Genomic DNA, 22029 nt, shown 5'->3' on the forward strand with positions numbered 1-22029 from the left:
GATCTTGTGTCACATTGATATGTTAAGAAGAGGTTAACGGGCACGACGTTCGGCGACAACCCAAAAGCGAAATATCAGAATGCACTTAAACAACACCTTATGATTGCGAAGGTGAACAATTGGCGGCAAAATAGCCGCCACAACTCGCTCAGTTTGCGCTTCCCGCCCTGGCAGTTCCTTTTTCTCTTTTACTATCAGTACAATAATATGAAAACGACATTACCACCTGCGGCACGCTTGGGCCGACAGGCGCTTTTATTCCCTCTTTGTCTGGTGCTGTTCGAGTTCGCCACCTATATCGGCAACGATATGATTCAGCCGGGCATGCTGGCCGTCGTGGCGGATTTCAACGCCGGCGAAGAGTGGGTACCCACCTCGATGACCGCCTATCTGGCCGGCGGCATCTTCCTGCAGTGGCTGCTCGGGCCGCTGTCGGATCGTCGCGGCCGCCGCCCGGTGATGCTGGCCGGGGTGGCGTTCTTTATCGTCGCCTGTTTGGCGATCCTGCTGGTCACCACCATCGAACAGTTCATCGCCATGCGTTTCCTGCAGGGCATCGGCCTGTGCTTTATCGGCGCCGTCGGCTACGCCACCATTCAGGAGTCGTTTGAAGAATCGGTGTGCATCAAGATCACCGCGCTGATGGCCAACGTGGCGCTGATCGCCCCGCTGCTCGGGCCGCTGGCCGGCGCGGCACTGATCCACGTCGCGCCGTGGCAGAGCATGTTCGTGCTGTTCGCCGCGCTGGCGGCCATCGCCTTCTACGGCCTGTGGAAAGCGATGCCGGAAACCGCCACGCTGCAGGGCGAGGCGTTTTCCGCCGCCAACCTGTGGCGCGACTACCGCCAGGTGCTGGGCAACCGCCGCTTCCTGTGCGGCGCGCTGGCGATCGGTTTCGCCAGCCTGCCGCTGCTGGCCTGGATCGCCCAGTCGCCGGTGATCCTGATCAGCGGTGAGTCGCTGTCGACGCTGGATTACGGCCTGCTGCAGATCCCGGTGTTCGGCGCGCTGATCCTCGGCAACCTGACGCTGGCGCGCCTGACCGGCAAAAACAGCGTGGAGCGCCTGATCAAGCTGGGCGCAAGCCCGATGCTGCTGGGGTTGCTGATCGCCGCGCTGGCAACCCAGTTCTCCAGCCACGCCTACCTGTGGATGACCGCCGGCCTGAGCCTGTACGCCTTCGGCATTGGCCTCGCCAACGCCGGGCTGTACCGCCTGACGCTGTTCTCCAGCAACGTCAGCAAGGGCACGGTGTCGGCCACCATGGGCATGCTGAGCATGATGGTGTTCACCGTCGGCATCGAGCTGGCCAAGGTCGCCTACGTCTGGGGCGGCAGCGGGCTGTTCAACCTGTTCAACCTCATCAGCGGCCTGTGCTGGCTGACGCTGGTGGCGCTGTTCCTCGGCAAACGCCGCAACGGCGACCCCACGCCGCAGCCGACCGGCGCGGCTTAAACGCCACGATAAAACGCCGGTCCGGTTTCCCGACCGGCGTTTTTTATGCGGCTTCAGCCGAGCAGCCCCCACAGCGCATACCCCGCTCCCACCACCGCCACCCCCAACAGCAGCGACGCCGACAGGACAGAGATCGCCCGCCGCGCGCGCTGCAGCGCCGTTCCCGACAGCAGGGTGATATAGGCCAGCAAGATGGCGAAGTCCGCCAGCACCCACAGCGCGGTCAGCAGCGTCAGGCTGGCGCCGATCGAGGGGGTGACGGCGATGAACTGCGGGAAAAAGGCGACGAAGAAGACAATGTCTTTGGGGTTGGCGATGCCCACCAGAAAACCGTTCAGGATCGCCGAGCGTTTTTGCGGCGGCGCAACGAGCTGCGCATCGGGGGTTCGCGCGGATAAATCCTCATACAGCGAGACGATCGCCATACGGCCGATAAACAGGCAACCCAGCAGGCCTGCCCACTGCAGCATGCGCATATCCACGGCGAACAGGCCGGTGATAATCAGTGCGGCGATGCCGATCAGCAACAAGGAGGCCCCATTGCTGCCCAGCGCGGTCAACAGCGCACGCCGGGCGCCAAAGCGCGCTGCGGTGTTGGCCACCATCGCCACCACCGGCCCCGGCGTGGCGATCAGCAAGAAAATGGCGGCGAAATACGCCGCCAGTAACGACAGGTTCATCTTTATTTCACTCACATTCAGTCAGTTGGCGTTGCGCCATTATCATGCCGCCGCCCCCGCCTTGAAAAAGGAGTAATCCTGTCGTTTACTGTGAATCAGACTCATTATTAGAGACGCCGCGATGGCCAGTTCCCTTCCGCCGCTTTACGCCCTGCGCGCCTTCGAAAGCGCCGCCCGCACCGGCTCGTTCACGCTGGCCGCCGAGGAGCTGCATCTCACCCCGAGCGCGGTCAGCAAGCACATCAAAACGCTGGAGCAGCACTTCGGCTGCCGGCTGTTCCAGCGCAACGGCCCGCGTATCGAGGTCACGCCGCAGGGGAAAATCTTCGCCGCCGAGCTGCAACAAGGGTTTGGCCGCATCGAGCAAGCCTGCGAGCTGTTCAGAAGCCACCGCGATCTGCTGCGGCTGAAGGCACCCTCCACCCTGACCATGCGCTGGCTGCTGGACTGCCTAAGCCGGTTCCGGCAAACGGCGCAGGCGTTCGACGTGCAGGCAGCCAGCGTCTGGATGGACATCGACAGCGTGGATTTTTTCAGCGAACCCTACGACTGCGCCATCCTGCTCGGCAACGGCCATTTCGGCGCCAATACCGCCGCCGCCAAGCTGTTCGACGAATGGCTAATCCCGATTTGCGCCCCCGCGCTGCTCGCCAACGGGCAGCGCGATCTCGCCGCCTGCCCGCTGATCCACCCTTCGCCCGATCGGCGCGACTGGCGGCGCTGGCTGCAAAAAAGCGGCATCGCGGCCCCGCTCGATCTTGCACGCGGCCAGGTATTTGATTCGCTGGAACAGGGCAATGCGGCGGCCATCGCCGGGCACGGCATCTCGATCGGCGATTTGGCGCTGAGCCTGCGAACCATTGAGGAGGGGTTATTGGCGCTGCCTTGTGACGCCGCCGTGCGCACCGGCGACGGCTATTATCTGGTTTGGCCGGCGGAGTCGGCGAAACGGCCGCTGATCGAACGCTTACAGGCGTTTCTCGCCGCCCAAACGCCCGACGTCAGCCGGGCCGCCGTCAGATTTATCGGGTAGGTGAGTTCGGCCTATCGCTCTTCGCGCGTATGCCAAATACGCAGAACATAAATTGTTGCCGGCCTCACCTGGTAACGTATCTCATAGCGGCCGACCAGAATACGCCTCACTTCCTGCGGTAAAAACTCACCCAGTCTTTCACCCAAGCGAGGATTATCGAGCAACGCTTTAGGCGCGGCGACCAAGGCCTTCACCGAATTCGCTGCCGCAGTGCGGTTAGCCAAAGCAAGAAACTCAAACAAACGCGCCAAATCCGATAGCGCCTTACTCGTCCATTTTAACTCCATCAGCGCGGTACCGGCAGCGGCTCGTCACTGTCCAGGCTGGCCGCCCAGGCTTCTACCGACTCATGATCGATAACGTTTTGCTGTTCGACATCGGCCAGCGCCGCCAGCGTTAATCGACGGCGCTCTTCCTCTTGCTCAAGCCAGGCGGCGAGGGCTTGCTTCACTATCCATCCCCGTGAGCGGTCAAGTTTGGCGGCCATTTCATCCACCTTTTCAGCCAAAGGCAGCGGCACATGAGCGGTGATGACTTTCGTATTCATCGTCTTGCTCCTCAATACAATCGACATCAATCAAAGTGATTAAAGCTGATTATACCGCCATCAGAGAACAAAAAACACGCAATCAGTTGCCGAACAACCCGCCGTCGCGCAGCAGATGCTCGTTACCCTTGCGGCGGGTAAAGCCGCTGCGATCGAAGAACTCCAGCACCTGGATCGCCAGCTTGCGCCCGACGCCGAGCCGATCGCGGAAGTCGGCGGCGTTGGCGCCGCCCCGCACCGCATCCAGCTCGCGGATCAGCGCCGCGAACTGATCGATGCGTCGGCTGAGGTAGTAGCGATCCACCACCACCGCCGTCACATGGCCCAGCTGGGCCGCCTTGCGCAGCAGCGCCCGTACCCGGCTCTCTTCCTCGCCCAACTCGCTCGCCAGATCGCGCACCCACCACGGCTCGTCGCCGAACAGCAGTTCGATGCGCGCCCACAGCGGCGCCTCTTCGGCGCTGAATGCCAGACCGTGTTCCGGCAGGTGCAGCCAGCCGCGCGTGTTGCGCAGCGCACCGGCTTTCAGCAGCCGATCGATCATCATAAACACCAACGCTTCCGGCTGCTGAGGCAGGGCCATACGCCGCAGGCGGGCGCGCCCTAACCCCAGCTGGTCGGCGTGCTGTTGGTGGTACTCCGCCAGCACCTGCAGCAGCCGGCTCTCCGCCTGTTGCACCTGATCCTGCGCGAGCACCCGGTCACCGACGATCAGCAGATCGCGATCCGCCAGCAGTGCCGCCAGGCCGTCGTCGGTCAACTGACGCGCCCAGGCGAACGCCGCCAGCGACAGCGCGCCCTGCGGCAGCTCAAGCGCCAGCACCTGCGCATCGTCTTGCGCCTGCGCCAGAGCCTGCAGCCATGCCAGGTAGTCCGGCTGGCGCTTGCCGCGCTTGGGCGCGCTCAGCCTGAGCACCCGAGCCGCGCCCAGCGTTTGCCGTGCGCCGATATCGCGCAGCACCAGCCGATCGTTCTCCGCCAGCCACAGCGGGCGATCGAGGATCAGTTCCGCCAGCCCGTCGTTCAGCAGCGAAATGCGCCCGGTGATGTGGCTGGCGGCATGGTGCAGATGCAGCGGCTGCCAATGGCGGATCGGCCGATCCGCTTCCAGCGCCACCAGAATGCGTTCCGCCGCCTCCGGCGGACGCTGCGCCAGCAGCCAGTCGCCGCGCGCGATCCGGTCTTTATCGGCATCGCCGCTGATGTTCAACGCGATGCGTTGCCCGGCCTGCGCCTGTTCTACGGTCTGATTTTGGGCGTGCAGGCCACGCACCCGCACCGGCGCGTCGGCGCCGGTCAGCCACAGCGTATCCCCCACCTGCACCCGGCCACCGAGCGCGGTGCCGGTCACCACCAGCCCCGCCCCTTTGACGCTGAACGCACGGTCTACCGCCAGGCGAAAACGGCGCGTCAGCGCGTGCTCGCCGGAGGGCAGCGCCAGCAAATGCGCGCGCAGCGCCTCGATGCCCTCTCCCGCCGCCGCCGCGGTAACAAACAGCGGCGCATCGGGCCAGCCCTGGCGCGCCAGTTCGTCGCGCACCTGGCGGCGTACCTCGTCGACACGCGCCGCGTCCACCCGGTCGGCCTTGGTCAACGCCACCGTCAGCGCCGGACGCCCGCTCAGGCGCAGGATCGCCAAATGCTCGCGGGTTTGCGCCATCACGCCGTCGTCGCAGGCCACCACCAGCAATGCATGGTCGATGCCGCCGACGCCCGCCAGCATGTTGGCGAGGAATTTCTCGTGGCCGGGCACGTCGATAAAGCCCAGCACCCGGCCGTCCGGCTGCGGCCAGTAGGCGTAACCCAGATCGATGGTCATGCCGCGGCGCTTTTCTTCCGGCAGGCGATCCGCATTGATCCCGGAGATCGCCTGCAGCAGGGTGGTTTTGCCATGATCGACATGGCCGGCGGTGGCGATGATCATGAGGTGCTCAGCGCTTCGATCAGCGCCTCTTCCTGTTCCAGACAGCGCAGATCCAGCCACAGCCGGCCGTCGCCGAGGCGGCCGATCACCGGCTGCGGCAGGCGGCGCCAGCGTTCAGCCAGCGCCTCCAGCGTGGCGCCGCGGCCGTCGCGCGGCGTGAAGGTCAGCGCATAGCTGGGCAGGCGATCCACCGGCAGCGAGCCGCTGCCAATCTGCGACCAGCACGGTTCGGCACGCAGGGCGAAATCGGCGGTGAACCGTGGCGTCAGCGCCGCCAGCAGCCGCTCGGCCGCCTGTTGCATCTCCAGCTGCGGGCGGGTCAGCAGCCGCAGCGTCGGCAGCTGCTCAGCCAGTTTTTCCGGCTGCAGATAGAGCCGCAGCGTGGCCTCCAGGGCCGCCAGCGTCAGCTTGCCGACGCGCAGCGCGCGTTTGAGCGGATGCTGCTGCAGGCGAGCGATCAGCGCCTTTTTGCCGACGATGATGCCGGCCTGCGGGCCGCCCAGCAGCTTATCGCCGGAGAACGTCACCAGATCGACGCCGGCGGCCAGCAGCCGCTGCGGCATCGGTTCGGCGGGCAGGCCGTACTGCGCCATGTCGATCAGCGAGCCGCTGCCCAGATCGGTGGCGGTCGGCACGCCCTGTTCGGCCCCGAGCTGCGCCAGTTCGGCCTCGTCGACCGCCGCGGTAAAGCCCTGAATGCTGTAGTTGCTGGTGTGCACCTTCATCAACAGGCCGGTCTGCTCGTTGATGGCTTGGCGGTAATCTTTCAGATGGGTGCGGTTGGTGGTGCCGACCTCCACCAGTTGGCAGCCCGCCTGGCGCATCACGTCGGGTATGCGGAACGCGCCGCCGATCTCCACCAGCTCGCCGCGCGACACCACCACCTCTTTGCCGGGGGCGATCGCCGCCAGCATCAGCAGCACCGCCGCCGCGTTGTTATTGACGATGCAGGCGTCCTCCGCGCCGGTCAGCCGGCACAGCAGATCCGCCACCGCCCGATCGCGATGGCCGCGCCCGGCGCCGTCCAGATCGTACTCCAGCGTCACCGCCTCCCCCATCACCGCGCTTACCGCGTCCTTCACCGGCTGCGCCAGCAGGGCGCGCCCAAGGTTGGTGTGCAGCACGGTGCCGCTGAGGTTGAACACCGGCAGCAAAGCCGGGCGTTGCTGCCGGGACAGCTCCGCCCGCAGCGCCTGCGGCCAGTCGTCGCACCAGGCGGGTAAACGTTGCTGTTGCTTGATAGCGGCGCGCGCCTCGGCCTGCAGCCGGCGCAGCAGTTCGCCGATCAGCGTCTGGCCATGCTGCGCCACCAGCGGTTCAATCGCGGGTTCTCGCAGCAGGCGGTCGATGGCGGGCAGTTGGCTGTAAAGAAGGTGGGATTCAGTGCTCATGGTCGCTCGGTTTTCAGTTTAGACGTATCGGCATAGCAAAACCCCGCCGCGGCGGGGAGAAAAAAGCTCAGGGAGGCGAGGTGCGGGCGAAGCTTTCTCGGGCGAACAGGCGTTCGGCCAGCTTGACCAGCGCCGGGCGCTCGACGCACCAGTTGGGAAGGATGCGGCGGAAATTGAGGTAGCCCAGCGCGCAGCCGGTGGCGATATCCGCCAGCGTCAGCCGCTCGGCATTGAGCCACGTTTTTTCCCGCGCCAGCGCCTCCAGCGCATCCAACCCCTGCGTCAGTTTGTCACGCTGGCGCAGCATCCAGTTTTCGTCCTGTTTTTCCGGCGCGCGCCGGCTTTCGCGAAACAGGGTCGCCGCCGCTTCGGTCACGCCGTCCGCCAGCGCCGCCACCTGGCGGACGCGCAACGCGGCGGCGCGATCGGCCGGCAAGAACGCCGGTTCCACCGCCAGCAGCTCAAGGTATTCGGCCACCACCGGCGAGTCGTAAAACACCTCGCCGTCATCGGCGATCAGCACCGGCACCTTGGCGAGCGGGTTCAGCTCCTTCACCCGGCTGCCGGGCTCATACGGCGGATCGTTGACGAATTCGAACGCGATCCCCTTCTCCAGCAGCATCACGGAAATCTTGCGCACAAAGGGACTGGTGTAACTGCCGATAAGCTTCATCCGTTCTCCTCCGCTTCGTCCTGGCCGCGGCGCGGCGCCCTTACTTCACCGCCAGGGTATCGATAATCCGCTGCACCAGCGCCTGGTGCACTTCCGGCGTTTTGGCCGGCGACAGCATTTGCAGCGTCACCACCCGCTTGTTGAACACCGTCAGCACCAGCGTGGACACCACCTTCTGCCCGTTGACGGTCTGCTCGGTATCCACCCGGCGAAACTTCTGTTTGCCGACGGTGAAGTTCTCTTCTTTGGTGGTCTGGATATTCTGATAGCGCTCGGCCAGCACCGTGATGGCGCTCTGCGCCAGCTCTTTCAGCATTTTGTCGCTGGTGTTGAGCTTCATGTCGTCCGGCGGGATCACCTCGGACGAAACCGCGCTCTGGCGCGACTTGCCGTCGAGGAAGCGCTGAATGGTGGAGGTGCTGTCGTTGATGATGCCGCTGTTCAGCGTCTGATCGCTAAAGCCCGGCGGCAGCTCAAAGGTGATTTTGCCCTTCTGCAGCGACACGCTCAGCCCCGGCGGCGCGGGCGGGGTTTCTGCCGGCGCAGGCGGCGGCGGTGGCGCGGGCTGCGTCACGGTCGGCTTGGTGTCCGGTGGCGGTACCGCCGGTTTGGTGTCGTCTTTGTTGTCGCAGGCCGCCAGTCCCATCGCCAGCACGGCGACCGCGGTCAATTTTGCCAGGGTGTTTAACATCGTGGTTCCTTTCGCTTGGCGCGTTATGGCCTAAACGTAGCAACTCGCCCGGGCGAATGCCAGAAGCCCGTTCTGAAATTGCTGGTCCGGCCCCGCGCGAACGGGGCCGGGCGGTTACTCCGCCGGGAACAGGAACGGATTGATGCTGCTGCGGCCGAAGCCTTCTTCTTCCATGCGGGCGTCCAGCACCAGCGAAGCCAGATCGTCGGCCACCGCTTCGACCTGCGGGTCTTTTTCCTGATAGAGGATCTTCAGGTAAGTGCCGCAGTCGCCGCAGCTCTCCGCCTTCACCGCCGCCTGCTCGCTGTCCAGCGACCAGTAGTTGAGATCGCGGGTCTGCTCGCAGTTGCTGCACTTCACCCGCACCACGTGCCATTCGCTTTCGCACAGGTTGCAGTGCAGGTAGCGCAGGCCGTTGACGGTGCCGATGTGCACCATGCTGGAGACCGGGATGCTGCCGCACACCGGGCAGAACTGGCGCTGCTCGCCGTATTCGGCGCGCGCCTTGCCGGGGATCAGGCTGGCCATCTGCGCCCAGTAGAGCGACAGCGCGGCCCAGAGGAACGGCGCCTTCTCGCTGCCCACCTTGCCGAACTCGCGGTTGAGCAAGGCGTCGGCCATCAGCTCCAGCTCGTGCGCCGAGGCTTTCTCCAGGTTGTCCAGCACCGCCAGGATATGCTCCGGCGCCTGCGGGCGCAGCTCGGCGATCAGCGACGTCAGCAGCTTGCGCCAGTGCTCGCTGCGCGGGAACACGCTCAGATCGAGCGGCGGTTTGCCGCTGGCGGCGCCCTGCGCCAGCGCTTCGCTCAGATCGAGCTCCAGCGGGTTATCGTGCAGCGCATGCTGCTGCGCCTGCGCCAGCTCGGCGGCGAAGTTCAGGTAGTCGCCCAGCGGATTATCGACGGCCAGTTGACGCAGACGATCGGCGCGGCGGCTGTACAGGCTTTTCAGGTTGGCGAAAAGTAACGGCGGGATGTTCTCCGCCGTTGTGGACTTCTCACGCTGTGCCCCTAACTGCTCTTTAGGAACGATGCGGATACTCATCAGGGTTTATCTTCCTGTCGTTTCTCGCGGACCTCACGGTACCAGCGCGGATGATGTTTCTTGGCCCAGGCCGCCGGCACCCAGCCTTCCACCATCGCGGTAATGGTGCCTTTTACCCACAATGCGGCGTAAATGTGCACCATAATCACGATAATCAGGCCGACCGCGGCCAGCGAATGCACCAGCAGCGCGATGCGGATCAGCGGGATGGAGAACGACGGCGCAAAATACGGCCGCCAGATCACCACGCCGCTGGCCAGCAGCAGCACCAGGCTGATAATCGCCGCCCAGAACACGCACTTCTGGCCGAAATTATAGCGCCCGGTGTCACCCACTTCCTCGTTCATGGCGATTTTGTGGATGTTCTTGGCCCAGACGATATCTTCCCGGTTGATCAGGTTATGCTTCCAGTAGCGCAGGAACATCAGCAGGAACGCGGCAAACATGATCACCCCGACAAACGGGTGCAGAATGCGCGCCAGCTGCGGCGTCCCGAAGATGTTCATCAGCCAGTTGAAGGAGGGGAAGAAGAACCCCAGCCCGCTGATGGCGGCGAACACGAAGCAGAACGCCACGATCCAGTGGTTGATGCGCTCCGGTGCGCTATAACGCTGAATGGGCTTTTCCTTTCTCATTTGCGCGTCTCCTCGTCATGCGACTCGTCGTGCTCGTCCTCATCGTCGACGCGGTTAGGCCCGACGCCGACATAGTGGAACACGCTGGCCGCGAAGGTGGCGGCAAAGCCGATGGCCGCCAGGGGTTTCCACACGCCCTTCCAGAAGGTCACCGCCGGGCTGATGCTCGGATTGTCCGGCAAACCGTGGTACAGCTGCGGTTTGTCGGCGTGGTGCAGCACGTACATCACGTGCGTGCCGCCCACCCCTGCCGGATCGTACAGACCGGCGTTCTGGTAACCGCGGGTGTTCAGCTCGCTGACGCGATCTGCCGCCACCTGCTTCATCGCTTCCTTGGTGCCGAAGTGAATGGCGCCGGTCGGGCAGGTTTTCACGCAGGCCGGTTCCTGGCCGACGTCCACGCGGTCGACGCACAGGGTGCACTTGTACACCCGGTTGTCGTCCTTGTTCATGCGCGGTACGTCGAACGGGCAGCCGGCGATGCAGTAGCCGCAGCCGATGCAGTGCTCGGACTGGAAGTCGACGATGCCGTTGGCATACTGAATGATCGCGCCTTCCGACGGGCAGGCCTTCAGGCAGCCCGGATCGGCGCAGTGCATGCAGCCATCCTTGCGGATCAGCCATTCCAGCTTGCCGTTTTCCTCCACCTCGGAGAAGCGCATCACCGTCCACGACTTGGCGGTCAGATCGGCGGGGTTATCGTACACCCCGACGTTGTGCCCCACCTCGTCGCGGATGTCGTTCCATTCGGAACAGGCCACCTGACAGGCCTTGCAGCCGATACAGGTGGTGACATCGATCAGTTTGGCCACTTCTTCCTGGTGGTCACGGGCGCGCGGCGCCGGCGTGAAACCATTGGTGGCGGATTTACGAATGATGTCTTGAGATTGCATGGCCATAATTCGTCTCCGTTACACCTTTTCCACGTTGACCAGGAACGCCTTGAACTCCGGCGTTTGCGTATTGGCGTCGCCGACGAACGGCGTCAGCGTGTTGGCGATAAAGCCTTTCTTCGCCACCCCTTCGTAACCCCAGTGGATCGGGATACCGATGGTGTCGACTTCCTGGCCGTGCACCTGCAGCGTGCGAATACGCTTGGTCACCACCGCCTTGGCCTTGATGTAGCCGCGGTTGGAACTGACCTTCACGGTGTCGCCCTGCTTGATGCCTTTCTTCTCCGCCAGCTTCTCGCCGATCTCCACAAACTGCTCCGGCTGCGCGATGGCGTTCAGCCGCGCGTGCTTGGTCCAGTAGTGGAAGTGCTCGGTCAGACGATAAGTGGTACCGACGTAAGGGAACTTGTCGGATTTGCCCATCGCCGCCAGATCGTCCTTGAACACGCGCGCCGCCGGGTTGGAGACCACGTTCGGGTGCAGCGGGTTGGTGCCGAGCGGCGTTTCGAACGGCTCGTAGTGTTCAGGGAACGGCCCTTCCGCCATCTTGTCGGTGGCGAACAGGCGGCCCATGCCCTCCGGCTGCATGATGAACGGCCCGACGTCGCTGCCCGGCGCGGCGGTGCTGTAGTCCGGGATATCGGCCCCGACCCACTTGGCGCCGTCCCACTCCAGCAGTTGGCGTTTCGGATCCCACGGTTTACCCTGCGGATCCGCCGAGGCGCGGTTGTACAGGATGCGGCGGTTGAGCGGCCATGCCCAGGCCCAGCCCAGCGTATTGCCGAGGCCGGACGGATCGGCGTTGTCGCGCCGCGCCATCTGGTTGCCGGCCGGCGTCCAGCTGCCGGCGAAGATCCAGCAGCCGCTGGCGGTGGTGCCGTCGTCGCGCAGCTGCGCGAACGAGCTGAGCAGCTCGCCTTTTTTCACCAGCACTTTGCCGTCGGCATCCAGCAGATCCGCCAGCGCCTTGCCGTTGTTTTCCTGCGCCACCTCTTCCGGCGACGGGTTGTCCGGCGTCAGGTAGTCCCAGCGCATGTTCAGCACCTGCTCCGGCACCGCACCGCCGTCGCGCGCATACATCTCGCGCAGGCGGCTGAAGATGCCCGCCAGGATCTCGCCGTCGTTCAGCGCTTCGCCCGGGGCATCTGCGCCTTTCCAGTGCCACTGCAGCCAGCGGCCGGAGTTGACGATCGAGCCGTTTTCTTCGGCGAAGCAGGTAGACGGCAGGCGGAACACTTCGGTCTGGATCTGCGAAGGATCCACCTCGTTGAACTCGCCGTGGTTCTGCCAGAAGTTGGAGGTCTCGGTGTTCAACGGATCGATGGTCACCAGGAACTTCAGCTTGGACAGCGAAGCCACTACCTTGTTTTTGTTCGGGAACGACGCCACCGGGTTAAAGCCCTGGCAGAAGTAGCCGTTGACCTTGCCCTGCGCCATCATTTCGAAGTACTGCAGCACGTCGTAGCCTTTGTCCCACTTCGGCAACCAGTCAAAGCCCCAGCTGTTGTCCTTCTGCGCCTTGTCGCCGTAGAAGGTCTTCATCATGCTGACGAAGAATTTCGGGTAGTTGCCCCAGTAGTTCACCTGGCCCGGCAGCAGCGCCTTCGGCGTGTTGGCCTTCAGGTAGGTCTCGAGATCGGTCTGTTTCTCCGACGGCAGCGTCATGTAGCCCGGCAGGCTCTGCGACAGCAGGCCGAGATCGGTCAGCCCCTGGATGTTGGAGTGGCCGCGCAGCGCGTTGACGCCGCCGCCCGCCATGCCCATGTTGCCGAGCAGCAGCTGGATCATCGCCATGGTACGGATGTTCTGCGCGCCAACCGAGTGCTGAGTCCAGCCCAGGGCGTACAGGAACGAAGCGGTTTTATCCGCGACGCAGGTTTCGGCGATGTATTCGCACACCTTGAGGAAATCGTCCTTCGGCGTGCCGCAGATGTTGGTCACCACGTCCGGCGTGTAGCGGCTCACGTGCTGTTTCAGCATGTTCCACACGCAGCGCGGATCCTGCAGCGTGACGTCGCGCTTGGCGAAGCCGTTCTCGTCGAACTGGTAGTTCCAGGTGGTTTTGTCGTACTTGCGATTTTCCGCGTCGTAGCCGCTGAACAAGCCGTCTTCGAAGGCAAAGTCTTCCCGCACCAGCAGGCTGGCGTTGGTGTAGGCCTCGACGTATTCGCGGTTGAACTTGTTGTTGGTCATCAGATACAGCAACACGCCCGACAGGAAAGCGATGTCGGTCCCGGAGCGGATCGGCGTGTAGAAGTCCGCCACCGATGCGGTTCGGGTAAAGCGCGGATCGATCACGATCAGCTTGGCATTGTTGTGTATTTTGGCTTCCATCGCCCAGCGGAACCCCACCGGATGCGCTTCCGCCGCATTACCGCCCATGACGATAATCAAATTCGCGTTCTTGATATCAACCCAGTGGTTGGTCATCGCACCGCGACCAAATGTTGGAGCAAGACTTGCTACCGTTGGTCCGTGTCAGACACGCGCCTGGTTGTCTACGGCAAGCATGCCGAGAGCGCGACTAAATTTTTGCGACAGAAAACCGGTTTCGTTGCTGGCGGCCGAGGCGCACAGCATGCCGGTGGTCAGCCAACGGTTGACGGTAACGCCCTGGTCGTTGGTTTTGATGAAGTTGGCGTCACGGTCTTCTTTCACCAGCTTGGCGATGCGGGTAAAGGCGTCGTCCCAGCTGATGCGTTGCCATTTGTCCGACCCTGGCGCCCGGTATTCCGGGTACTTGAGGCGGCTTTCGCTGTGGATGAAGTCAACCAGGCCGGCGCCTTTCGGGCAAAGCGCGCCGCGGTTTACCGGATGATCCGGATCCCCTTCGATATGGAAAATGCTTTCTTTGGCGTTCTTGGCGCCATCACCAAGGCTGTACATCAACAGCCCACAGCCGACGGAACAATACGTACAGGTATTACGGGTCTCGCGGGCGCGCAGCAGTTTGTACTGCCGGGTTTCCGCCAACGCCACTTCGGGGGCAAAGCCCAGCGCGGCCACCGTCGTTCCTGCCATACCGCCAGCGCAGATCTTAAAGAACTGCCTTCTGCTGACCTGCATGGGGGTCTCCTTTCACTCTCGATTGTCACATTGTTCAAATGCGCCTGCCCCGCTAGCGCGGCAAACGCGAATGTCACTGTTGTTATGCTTGCTACGAACGCCGGCCATATTACCACAGCGTGCTTGTGGTTGTTACACACTCGTGCTCATTCAGTGAACGCATTGGCACATTTCGATACATTTCGGCGTGGGTGCTCCCTACAGTATAGAGAGTAACCCACGCGCCGGATCGACGGCTTGAGGCGGCCATCCGCCGCCCTCTTCTATCAGTATGTTAGCGCAGCGATTTGTTCATTAACCACACAGTTCACAGGGCATTGATAATCATTTTCAATATCATTTAATTAACTATAATGATCCGACTGCTTACGCGGTGCTCGCCCTTTGCGCCGCCCATACACCACTGGAGATGATGATTATGAGTTATTCACTGCCATCCCTGCCGTACGCTTACGACGCACTGGAACCGCATTTCGACAAGCAGACGATGGAAATCCATCACACCAAACACCACCAGACCTACGTCAACAACGCCAACACCGTGCTGGAAGCCTACCCAGAGCTGGCCAAATACAGCGTTGAAGAGCTGATCCAGGATCTGGATAAAGTGCCTGCCGACAAACGCACCTTCATGCGCAACAACGCCGGCGGCCACGCCAACCACAGCTTCTTCTGGAAAAACCTGAAAACCGGCACCACGCTGGGCGGCGATTTGAAAGCGGCCATCGAGCGCGATTTCGGCAGCGTTGAGAAATTCCAGGAAGAGTTCGAGAAAGCCGCAGCCACCCGCTTCGGTTCCGGTTGGGCCTGGCTGGTGCTGAAAGACGGCAAACTGGCCGTGGTGTCTACCGCTAACCAGGACAGCCCGCTGATGGGCGAAGCCGTCGCCGGCGCTTCCGGTTTCCCAATCATCGGTCTGGACGTGTGGGAACACGCTTACTACCTGAAATATCAGAACAAACGCCCTGACTACATCAAGGCGTTCTGGAACGTGGTCAACTGGGATGAAGCCGCCGCACGCTTCGCCGCGAAGAAGTAATTCGCTCCCGTTGATGAAGATGCCCGCCACCGGCGGGTATTTTTTTGCCTGAAATCCGCTAAAGTTTGACCACTTCTTGCCGATGGTTTGTTCAATTGACGTTCGCCCGGAGAAGGAAAAACGCTATGGCGGCATTGCAAGCATTGGCAGGAAAGTTCACTCATCTCACCGTAGGTAAAAAGCTCGGTCTCGGCTTCGCGCTGTTGCTGCTGTTGGCGGTCGTCATCGCCGGCACCGGGGCGCAATATCTGCACATCATCGAATCCCGCGCCGATCGCATCGACTTCAGCAACCGGCTGAACGAGGAGATCAACCAGGCCAAATACAACCGCGCCATGTACGGCCAGACCTACCGGCCGGAGTACATTCAGAACAACCGCGCCAATATTGAGAACGCCGTCAAACTGATAGACCAGGGGCAAGCGCTGGACTGGGACGCCCAAAGCCGCAAGGATCTGCAGCGTCTGGTGACGCTGATCGGGGAATATCAACAGCAGCAAAAAGTCTTTGAGCAGGCGGTCACGGCGAAAGACGCGGTGCGCCAGAGCTGGAACATGTCGGAAGTGCAGGCCAGCCTGAGCCAGGTGGAACGCCAGCTGACCAACGGCGATCTGCAACTGGCCTTCATCCAGCTGAACCAGAAGCTGACCCAGGTGCGCTACGGCGCGCGCGGCCTGCTGCTGAGCCTGAACAAGGAAACCGAAGCCCCGCTGATGGCGGCCATCGACGACGCGCGCGACGCGGCCAACGCTCTGAGCCGCCGGGTCAGCGACGCGCAGCGCCCGCAGCTGCAGCCGCTGCTGGCCGCCCTGGACGATTACAAAAACCGCATCGCGGCCTACCTGCCGGCCTATGAGCACGAGCAGCAGATCAGCCGGCAGCTCGGCGAACGCGCACAAGCGATCGGCATGCTGGTCAACGCCTTTATGCAGGACGAGCTGGTGCAGACGCGCAACAACATCAATCTGGCGCAGCTGCAGATGGGCATCACCACCCTGATCGCCATCATCGCCGGGGTGCTTATCGCCTGGCGCATCACGCTGCAGATCACCCGTCCGCTGCACAGCACGCTGGCCATGGCGGAACGCATCGCCGGCGGCGACCTGCGCCAGGCGCAGACCAGCACCCGCCGCGACGAGCTGGGGCAGCTGCTGAACGCGGTGGCGGCCATGAGCCAAAACCTGCGCACCATGATTGAGAAGATCCAGATGGGGGTCAGCCAGGTTTCTACCGCCTCTGCGGAAATCGCCGCCGGCAACACCGATCTCTCTTCCCGCACCGAGCAGCAGGCGGCGGCGGTCGAGGAAACCGCCGCCAGCATGGAGCAGCTGACCGCCACGGTGAAACAGAACGCCGACAACGCCCATCACGCCAATCAGCTGGCCACCGACGCCTCGCAGACCGCGCAGCAGGGCGGCAAGCTGGTGGAAAACGTGGTCAGCACCATGCGCGATATCTCCAGCAGTTCGCAGCGTATCGCCGAAATTACCACCCTGATCAACGGCATTGCCTTCCAGACCAACATCCTGGCACTCAACGCCGCGGTCGAAGCGGCGCGCGCCGGCGAACAGGGCCGGGGCTTCTCGGTGGTTGCCAGCGAAGTGCGCAGCCTGGCGAGCCGCAGCGCCCAAGCGGCTAAGGAGATCGAAGGGCTGATCGCCGAATCGGTCAGCCGGGTGAAAACCGGCACCGAGCTGGTGGAAAGCACCGGCAACACCATGGAACAGATCGTCCGCTCGGTCACCCACGTGCGCGACATCATGGCCGAGATCGCCGCCGCCTCCGATGAGCAAACGCGCGGCATCGCCCAGATTGGCCAGGCGATCGTCGAGATGGACCACACCACCCAGCAGAACGCCGCGCTGGTGGAAGAGTCCGCCGCCGCCGCCGATTCGCTGGAAGAACAGGCCGACATGCTGCTGCAGAGCGTCTCGGTGTTCCGTTTGGCGGAGCAGACCGAACCCGCCGCAGTGAAAGCCGCCGCGCCGAAAGCGCCGGCGGTAAAACCCGCGGCCGCCAACGCCGCAGCGGAAGAGAACTGGACCACCTTCTGATGCCCCGCCGCCCGCCCGAGGATTTTCGGGCGGGTTGTTATGTCCCCCCGGCACAACTCAGGCTATGCTGAGCCCTCGACGCGAGACACGGAGGCGCACATGCATCACCCAGACGTTTACATCGGCAATATTCAACCCTACGAAGGCGGGCGCCCCAGCGCCATCGCCAAACGCCAGGTGGATGGCGCCATCCGGCTCACGCCGCTCGGCCTGGAAGGCGACGAACAGGCGGAAAAAAGCTACCACGGCGGGCCGGATCGCGCGCTGTGCCACTACCCGCGCGAACATTACGCCCACTGGCGCGAGCAGTTTCCGGCGCAGGCAGAGCAGTTTTGCGCCCCGGCCTTCGGCGAGAATATCTCCACCGAAGGGCTGACCGAACACAATGTGTTTATGGGCGACATCTTCCGCTGGGGCGAAGCGCTGATCCAGGTCACCCAGCCGCGCTCACCGTGCTTCAAGCTCAATTATCACTTCGCCATCGAGGATATTTCGGTGCTGATGCAGCAAAGCGGCCGCTGCGGCTGGCTGTATCGGGTGGTGTCACCCGGCGCGGTCAGCGGCGATCGTCCGCTGGAGCTGGCAGCGCGCAACAGCGACGTGTCGGTCGCCGAAGCCATCGCCATCGCCTGGCACATGCCGTTCGACGCGGAACAGTATCGCCGCCTGTTGGCGGTGGCCGGCCTCTCCGCCAGCTGGAGCAAGACCATGCTTACGCGGCTTGCCGAAGGGCGCCTCGAGGACTTCAACCGCCGCCTGCTCGGCCGTTGAAATCGCGGGCGGAAAAGATGAAAAACGTGCGCCGAATGCCGCGTTAACCCTATTCTTCCGCCTATACTGTAGCCGCACGTTTTTCAGCCAGGAGCCAGGTAATGACCACCCCGATCCATTCGATTCATCACGCCGCCGCCGAAGGCTATCAGGCCAACGCCGATCGCTATGTGAAAGGCCGGCCGGATTACCCGCCGGACATCGCCGTCTGGCTGCGTGAAACTATCGGCCTGCACGCCGGCATGACGGTCATCGATCTCGGCGCCGGTACCGGCAAGTTCACTCCGCGCCTGCTGGAAACCGGCGCGCAGGTGATCGCCGTCGAACCGGTGCCACAAATGCTGGAAAAACTGTCGGCGGCGCTGCCGCAGGTGAAAACGCTGGCGGGCACCGCCGAGGCGATCCCGTTGCCGGACGAGTCGGTCGATGCGGTAGTGTGCGCCCAATCCTTCCACTGGTTCGCCACGCCGCAGGCGCTGGCGGAAATCCAGCGCATCCTCAAGCCCGGCGGCAAACTCGGTCTGGTGTGGAACATGCGCGATGCGCGCGTCGGTTGGGTGCGTAAATTGAATCAGATCGTCGATAGCCACGAAGGCGATGCGCCGCGTTTCTATACCGGCGAATGGCGCAAGTTCTTCCCGTTCAAAGGCTTTGAACCGCTGCAGGAGCAGGTGTTTATGCTGGGTCACCGCGGCGCGGTGGAGGACGTGATCTACAACCGGGTGCGTTCAACCAGCTTTATCGCCGCGCTGCCGCAGCCGCAACAGGATCAGGTTATCGAGCGGTTGCGCCAGCTGGTGGCGGAAGAAGAGGAACTGCGGGGCCAGGACACGGTCACCGTGCCCTATCAGACCAAGGCGTATTTCACCACCAAGGTCTGACGCCCGGGGGTTCAGAACGCTTTCTTGGCGTAACCGGTGACCGCTTTCAGGCCCATCTCGCGGCCCAGCGCGGTCATCGGGTGCACCACGATCAGCCCGCGCGCGCTTTTCTTCAGCGCACCCATATCGGCCTGCTCTTTCTTGGTGATCTCGCGGCTGAACGGCAGCTTGCTCAGCTTCTGCGCTTCGGCGCTCAGCTTCTCGCCACGTACGTCTTTCAGGCGCTCGATCTCCGTCGCCAGTTTCTCTTTTTCTTTGGTGTGCTGCGCGATCAACTCAGGGTTGCCCTGTTGGATCACGGTGGCGTCTTTGTGGTTCAAGGCGTCCAGCAGGTCGCTCAGGCGCTTGATCTCTGCCTTTTCTTTCTCTTTCATGGTCTCTGGCCCGTTGTGCCCAAAATGGCACGCTAATCAATGATACCGGCATTGTAGCAAAAGGCGCGCGCCGTTACCCGTCTTGCGCAATGCCGGGCGGCAGGCCGCTCATCTCGCAGGCCCTGGCGCCGAGCCGGGCCAACGCCTGGGTGTAGCGCGCGTTGAACGGGTAGCAGCAGGAGAGCCGCAGCGCGTTGCGGTAGCGCCCGCTGGGCGAATACAAAGTGCCCGGCGTCAAACAAATCTGCTCCTCCAGCAGCTGATGGAACAGTGCCACGCTGTCCACGCCGGGGGGAAATTCAACCCAAAACACGAATCCGCCCGCCGGCTGCGTGGCCAGCGTGCCGCGCGGGAAATGCCGGGCGATCAGCGCCCGCGCCTCGTCCACCTGCGCCGCATAGCGCTTGCGCAGGTTGCGCAAATGGTGATCGTAGCCGCCGCTCTCGAGGAAGGTCGCCAGCGTTTCCGACAGCAGCTGCGACTCGGACATCGATGACACCGCCTTCAGCTTGCGCAACGCCTCGTGGAAACGGCCGCCGCAGATCCAGCCGACGCGAAAGTCCGGCGCCAGCGTTTTGGTAAAGCTGGAGCAAAACAGCACCCAGCCGTCGCGATCGAACGCCTTCACCGCCGGCGACAGCGCGCCGCCGAACTGGATCTCGGCATACAGCCCGTCTTCAATCAACGGCACCTGATGATCGTTCATCAGCCGCGCCAGCCGCTTTTTCGCCGCCAGCGGCATAGTGCAGCCCAGCGGGTTTTGCACCGTCGGCATGGCGATCACCGCGTTCAGCCGCTTCTCGTTCAATAGCAGTTCCAGCGCGTCCAGCGACAGTCCCCGCTGCGGATCGGTGGGGATTTCCAGCGCTTTCAGCCCCAGGCTGGCCAGCAGCGGCAGCAGATAGAAATAGGTTGGCGACTCCAGCCCGACGCAGTCGCCCGGTTTGGTGGTGACGCGCAGCGCCAGCTGCAGCGCTTCCATACAGCCGTGGGTCAGCACCACGTCGCCCGGCTCCAGCAGCATGCCCAGCGTCATCGAGCGGCGGGCGATCTGCTGACGCAGCCGCAGGCTGCCGGGCGGCAACGGGTACTGCCCGATCAGATCCGGCTGGCGGCGCAGCTGAGAGGACAGCATTCGCCCCAGCTTGCCGCCGGGATAAAAATCGCTGGTCTGCGGGCAGGCCAGCGCAATGTTGGTGAAAGCCGGGTTTTGCTGGGCGGCAAACACGGTGTCGATCAGCGCCAGCACGTCGTCCGCCGGCGGTTCGATGCGCCCGCTGGGCGCCGAGGCCATCTTCAGCGCCGGCAGCGTGCTGCGAACGTAAAACCCGGACTGCGGCCGCGCTTCGATCAGCCCGCGATCCTCCAGCGTGCGGTAAGCCGACACCACCGTATTGATGCTGACGCGATGGGTTTGCGCACAGCGCCGCACCGACGGCAGGCGGTCGCCGGGCCGCAGCGTGCCGCGGCGAATGGCCTCGGCCAGCGTATCCGCCAGCTGCAGGTAACGGGTATCCGGGGTTTCATCGAGCAGGGTCACAGTTTCTCTCCAGGCAATGGGTACAGTTTACATTTTGCACAACTGTAACCATGACAATATCCGATTTGTGGTTCTGTCACCATCCCATCGCAGCGATTATGCTGATCCTCTCGTGATTACCGCCATTTTCAAGGAACCTGCCATGTTGGACTCCGCCTTTGTCAGCTACGTCACCGTCATGTCGATTACCCCCGGCCCCAACAACCTGCTGCTGGCCTCGTCGGGCGTCAACTTCGGCCTGCGCCGCACCCTGCCGATGCTGTTCGGCATCTGCGTCGGCTGTGCGGTGCAGTTGGCGATCATTATTCCACTGCTGGCGCTGGCGCTGAGCTGGGCCGGCGTCATCCGCCTCCCGCTGGCGGTGATCGGCTGCGCCTATCTGCTGTGGCTGTCATGGAAACTGTTCCAGGCGGCCTCACCGGACGCCAAAGAGCAGGCGCAGCCGATGAGCCTGCTCAACGGCGCGCTGTTTCAGGCGGTCAACCCCAAGGCCTGGCTGATGGTGATCAACGTGGCGATCCTGTTCACCCCGCGCGAAGGCGCCACCTTTGTCCATACGCTGTCGGTCATCGCCGGCTTCGCGCTGCTGAACCTGCCGTGCGTGCTGCTGTGGGCGGTGCTGGGCGACCGGTTGCGCAACGCGCTGCGGGTCACCTGGAAGCTGCGCGCCTTCAACGGCGTGATGTCCGGCCTGATGGCCGCCACCGCGCTGTGGTTGTTGTTCGACGAGTGGCGCGCGGCCTTTGCTTAGCCGCGGCCGAGAGGAGAGAGTCGGGAAGGTTGTTTGGCGCCGATGCCGGCGATCAGATCGGTAATGGACAGCACCATGGTGGAGCGCACCATCTGCTGATAGCGCTGGCGCTGCATGGCGATCAGCGCTTCATCCGCTTCGCCCGGCTGCAGGAAGGTCGGCACCGGCGGCAGCGCGGCTACGCAGTGCAGCTCGCCGAACGGCCCGAGGATTTCGTCGTCGACGAAACGGTATTCCGAGCCGTCGTGGTTCAGCTCTTCGCGCATCGCCATCAGCAGTTCGGCGTCTTCATATTCGTGGCGGGAGATCACCCCCAGCCCGTACATCAGCTTCAGGCGCACCGACAGCTCCCCGAGCGGGCCGCTGCCGGACAATAGCGGTTCGACGGCATATTTCACCGCGTAGTCATCCTTGCGGAATACCTGCACCACCAGCACGTTGAGCGCTTCCGCCAGCAGCTCTACCGCCGCGATCAGGAAGCTGCGCACCGTTTTGCCCGCGTTCAGCTTTTCCAGAACCTGGTTTTCAAATGCCTGTGCTTCTTCCATCGTCGCTTTTCGAAAGGCGTGGGGAGGGCCGTCGATGCC

Annotated in this window: 21 protein-coding genes; 7 read left to right on the forward strand and 14 right to left on the reverse strand. The window is 63.3% G+C overall.

What is annotated here, in order from left to right; genetic code table 11:
- The first annotated feature begins 207 nt into the window (after nt 1-207).
- Nucleotides 208-1455 carry an MFS transporter gene (locus ACJ8HT_RS18435; RefSeq protein WP_197653159.1) on the forward strand — a complete coding sequence of 416 codons (1248 nt, stop codon included), beginning with the start codon at nt 208-210 and terminating at the stop codon, nt 1453-1455.
- A gap of 53 nt (nt 1456-1508) precedes the next feature.
- Here ACJ8HT_RS18435 and ACJ8HT_RS18440 read toward each other — a convergent pair whose 3' ends face one another.
- Nucleotides 1509-2135 carry a LysE family translocator gene (locus tag ACJ8HT_RS18440; protein ID WP_197653160.1) on the reverse strand — a complete coding sequence of 209 codons (627 nt, stop codon included), beginning with the start codon at nt 2133-2135 and terminating at the stop codon, nt 1509-1511.
- A gap of 121 nt (nt 2136-2256) precedes the next feature.
- Between ACJ8HT_RS18440 and ACJ8HT_RS18445 the strand changes: the two genes are divergently transcribed.
- Nucleotides 2257-3168 carry a LysR family transcriptional regulator gene (locus ACJ8HT_RS18445; RefSeq protein ID WP_197653161.1) on the forward strand — a complete coding sequence of 304 codons (912 nt, stop codon included), beginning with the start codon at nt 2257-2259 and terminating at the stop codon, nt 3166-3168.
- An 11-nt stretch (nt 3169-3179) separates the two neighbouring features.
- On the opposite strand, the gene ACJ8HT_RS18450 is transcribed toward ACJ8HT_RS18445, so the two are convergent.
- The 10 genes from ACJ8HT_RS18450 to fdnG all read right to left on the reverse strand — a co-directional run bounded on the left by ACJ8HT_RS18450 (nt 3180) and on the right by fdnG (nt 14032).
- Nucleotides 3180-3455, reverse strand: a complete 276-nt coding sequence (locus ACJ8HT_RS18450) for a type II toxin-antitoxin system RelE/ParE family toxin (protein ID WP_197653162.1) — start codon at nt 3453-3455, stop codon at nt 3180-3182.
- Nucleotides 3455-3715 carry a CopG family ribbon-helix-helix protein gene (locus ACJ8HT_RS18455; RefSeq protein WP_047025978.1) on the reverse strand — a complete coding sequence of 87 codons (261 nt, stop codon included), beginning with the start codon at nt 3713-3715 and terminating at the stop codon, nt 3455-3457. The genes ACJ8HT_RS18450 and ACJ8HT_RS18455 overlap by 1 nt, the downstream gene beginning before the upstream one ends.
- A gap of 82 nt (nt 3716-3797) precedes the next feature.
- Entirely contained in the window at nt 3798-5639 is a 1842-nt protein-coding gene (gene selB, locus ACJ8HT_RS18460; protein ID WP_197653163.1) for a selenocysteine-specific translation elongation factor, read from the reverse strand.
- Nucleotides 5636-7030: an L-seryl-tRNA(Sec) selenium transferase gene (gene selA / locus ACJ8HT_RS18465; RefSeq protein ID WP_197653164.1), complete on the reverse strand. Its 1395-nt coding sequence runs from the start codon at nt 7028-7030 to the stop codon at nt 5636-5638. The genes selB and selA overlap by 4 nt, the downstream gene beginning before the upstream one ends.
- A gap of 67 nt (nt 7031-7097) precedes the next feature.
- Nucleotides 7098-7703 (reverse strand): glutathione S-transferase, encoded by a 606-nt coding sequence (locus ACJ8HT_RS18470; RefSeq protein WP_038875954.1) that lies wholly within the window; start codon nt 7701-7703, stop codon nt 7098-7100.
- A gap of 40 nt (nt 7704-7743) precedes the next feature.
- Nucleotides 7744-8394 (reverse strand): DcrB-related protein, encoded by a 651-nt coding sequence (locus ACJ8HT_RS18475; RefSeq protein WP_049202570.1) that lies wholly within the window; start codon nt 8392-8394, stop codon nt 7744-7746.
- 114 nt (nt 8395-8508) lie between these two features.
- Nucleotides 8509-9438, reverse strand: a complete 930-nt coding sequence (fdhE, locus tag ACJ8HT_RS18480; protein ID WP_038875958.1) for a formate dehydrogenase accessory protein FdhE — start codon at nt 9436-9438, stop codon at nt 8509-8511.
- Complete coding sequence (gene fdoI / locus ACJ8HT_RS18485; RefSeq protein ID WP_004934017.1) at nt 9438-10073, reverse strand: formate dehydrogenase cytochrome b556 subunit; 636 nt, start codon at nt 10071-10073, stop codon at nt 9438-9440. Before fdoI ends, fdhE begins: the two co-directional genes overlap by 1 nt.
- On the reverse strand, nt 10070-10972 hold the full coding sequence (fdxH, locus tag ACJ8HT_RS18490) for a formate dehydrogenase subunit beta (protein WP_033649532.1): 903 nt from the start codon (nt 10970-10972) through the stop codon (nt 10070-10072). Before fdxH ends, fdoI begins: the two co-directional genes overlap by 4 nt.
- A gap of 12 nt (nt 10973-10984) precedes the next feature.
- Nucleotides 10985-14032, reverse strand: coding sequence for a formate dehydrogenase-N subunit alpha (gene fdnG / locus ACJ8HT_RS18495; RefSeq protein ID WP_100396610.1), 3048 nt, complete (start codon nt 14030-14032; stop codon nt 10985-10987).
- 418 nt (nt 14033-14450) lie between these two features.
- Between fdnG and sodA the strand changes: the two genes are divergently transcribed.
- The 4 genes from sodA to ACJ8HT_RS18515 all read left to right on the forward strand — a co-directional run bounded on the left by sodA (nt 14451) and on the right by ACJ8HT_RS18515 (nt 18777).
- The gene (gene sodA, locus ACJ8HT_RS18500) at nt 14451-15071 is read left to right on the forward strand and encodes a superoxide dismutase [Mn] (protein ID WP_004934003.1); all 621 of its coding nucleotides are present in this window, start codon (nt 14451-14453) and stop codon (nt 15069-15071) included.
- A gap of 125 nt (nt 15072-15196) precedes the next feature.
- The gene (locus ACJ8HT_RS18505; protein WP_060424318.1) at nt 15197-17125 is read left to right on the forward strand and encodes a methyl-accepting chemotaxis protein; all 1929 of its coding nucleotides are present in this window, start codon (nt 15197-15199) and stop codon (nt 17123-17125) included.
- Between the two features lie 99 nt (nt 17126-17224).
- Nucleotides 17225-17896 carry a 6-hydroxyaminopurine reductase gene (gene yiiM / locus ACJ8HT_RS18510; protein ID WP_025304787.1) on the forward strand — a complete coding sequence of 224 codons (672 nt, stop codon included), beginning with the start codon at nt 17225-17227 and terminating at the stop codon, nt 17894-17896.
- Between the two features lie 101 nt (nt 17897-17997).
- Nucleotides 17998-18777 (forward strand): class I SAM-dependent methyltransferase, encoded by a 780-nt coding sequence (locus tag ACJ8HT_RS18515; protein ID WP_197653165.1) that lies wholly within the window; start codon nt 17998-18000, stop codon nt 18775-18777.
- Nucleotides 18778-18788: 11 nt separating this feature from the next.
- Here the strand turns inward: ACJ8HT_RS18515 and ACJ8HT_RS18520 are convergent, their stop codons facing one another.
- Together ACJ8HT_RS18520 and ACJ8HT_RS18525 are read right to left on the reverse strand one after the other, a co-directional pair.
- Complete coding sequence (locus ACJ8HT_RS18520; RefSeq protein WP_025304785.1) at nt 18789-19151, reverse strand: YibL family ribosome-associated protein; 363 nt, start codon at nt 19149-19151, stop codon at nt 18789-18791.
- Between the two features lie 73 nt (nt 19152-19224).
- A complete protein-coding gene (locus ACJ8HT_RS18525; protein ID WP_064290633.1) occupies nt 19225-20691 on the reverse strand; it encodes an aminotransferase-like domain-containing protein in 1467 nt (488 codons plus the stop codon).
- A 142-nt stretch (nt 20692-20833) separates the two neighbouring features.
- Here ACJ8HT_RS18525 and ACJ8HT_RS18530 point away from each other — a divergent pair, with 142 nt between their 5' ends.
- On the forward strand, nt 20834-21442 hold the full coding sequence (locus ACJ8HT_RS18530) for a LysE family translocator (RefSeq protein ID WP_025304783.1): 609 nt from the start codon (nt 20834-20836) through the stop codon (nt 21440-21442).
- Here ACJ8HT_RS18530 and ACJ8HT_RS18535 read toward each other — a convergent pair.
- Nucleotides 21439-21990 carry an MltR family transcriptional regulator gene (locus ACJ8HT_RS18535; protein ID WP_016929575.1) on the reverse strand — a complete coding sequence of 184 codons (552 nt, stop codon included), beginning with the start codon at nt 21988-21990 and terminating at the stop codon, nt 21439-21441. The genes ACJ8HT_RS18530 and ACJ8HT_RS18535 overlap by 4 nt on opposite strands.
- Nucleotides 21991-22029 lie beyond the last annotated feature (39 nt).

The sequence above is a fragment of the Serratia sp. CY44782 genome (assembly GCF_052168715.1).
GTDB lineage: Bacteria > Pseudomonadota > Gammaproteobacteria > Enterobacterales > Enterobacteriaceae > Serratia > Serratia nevei.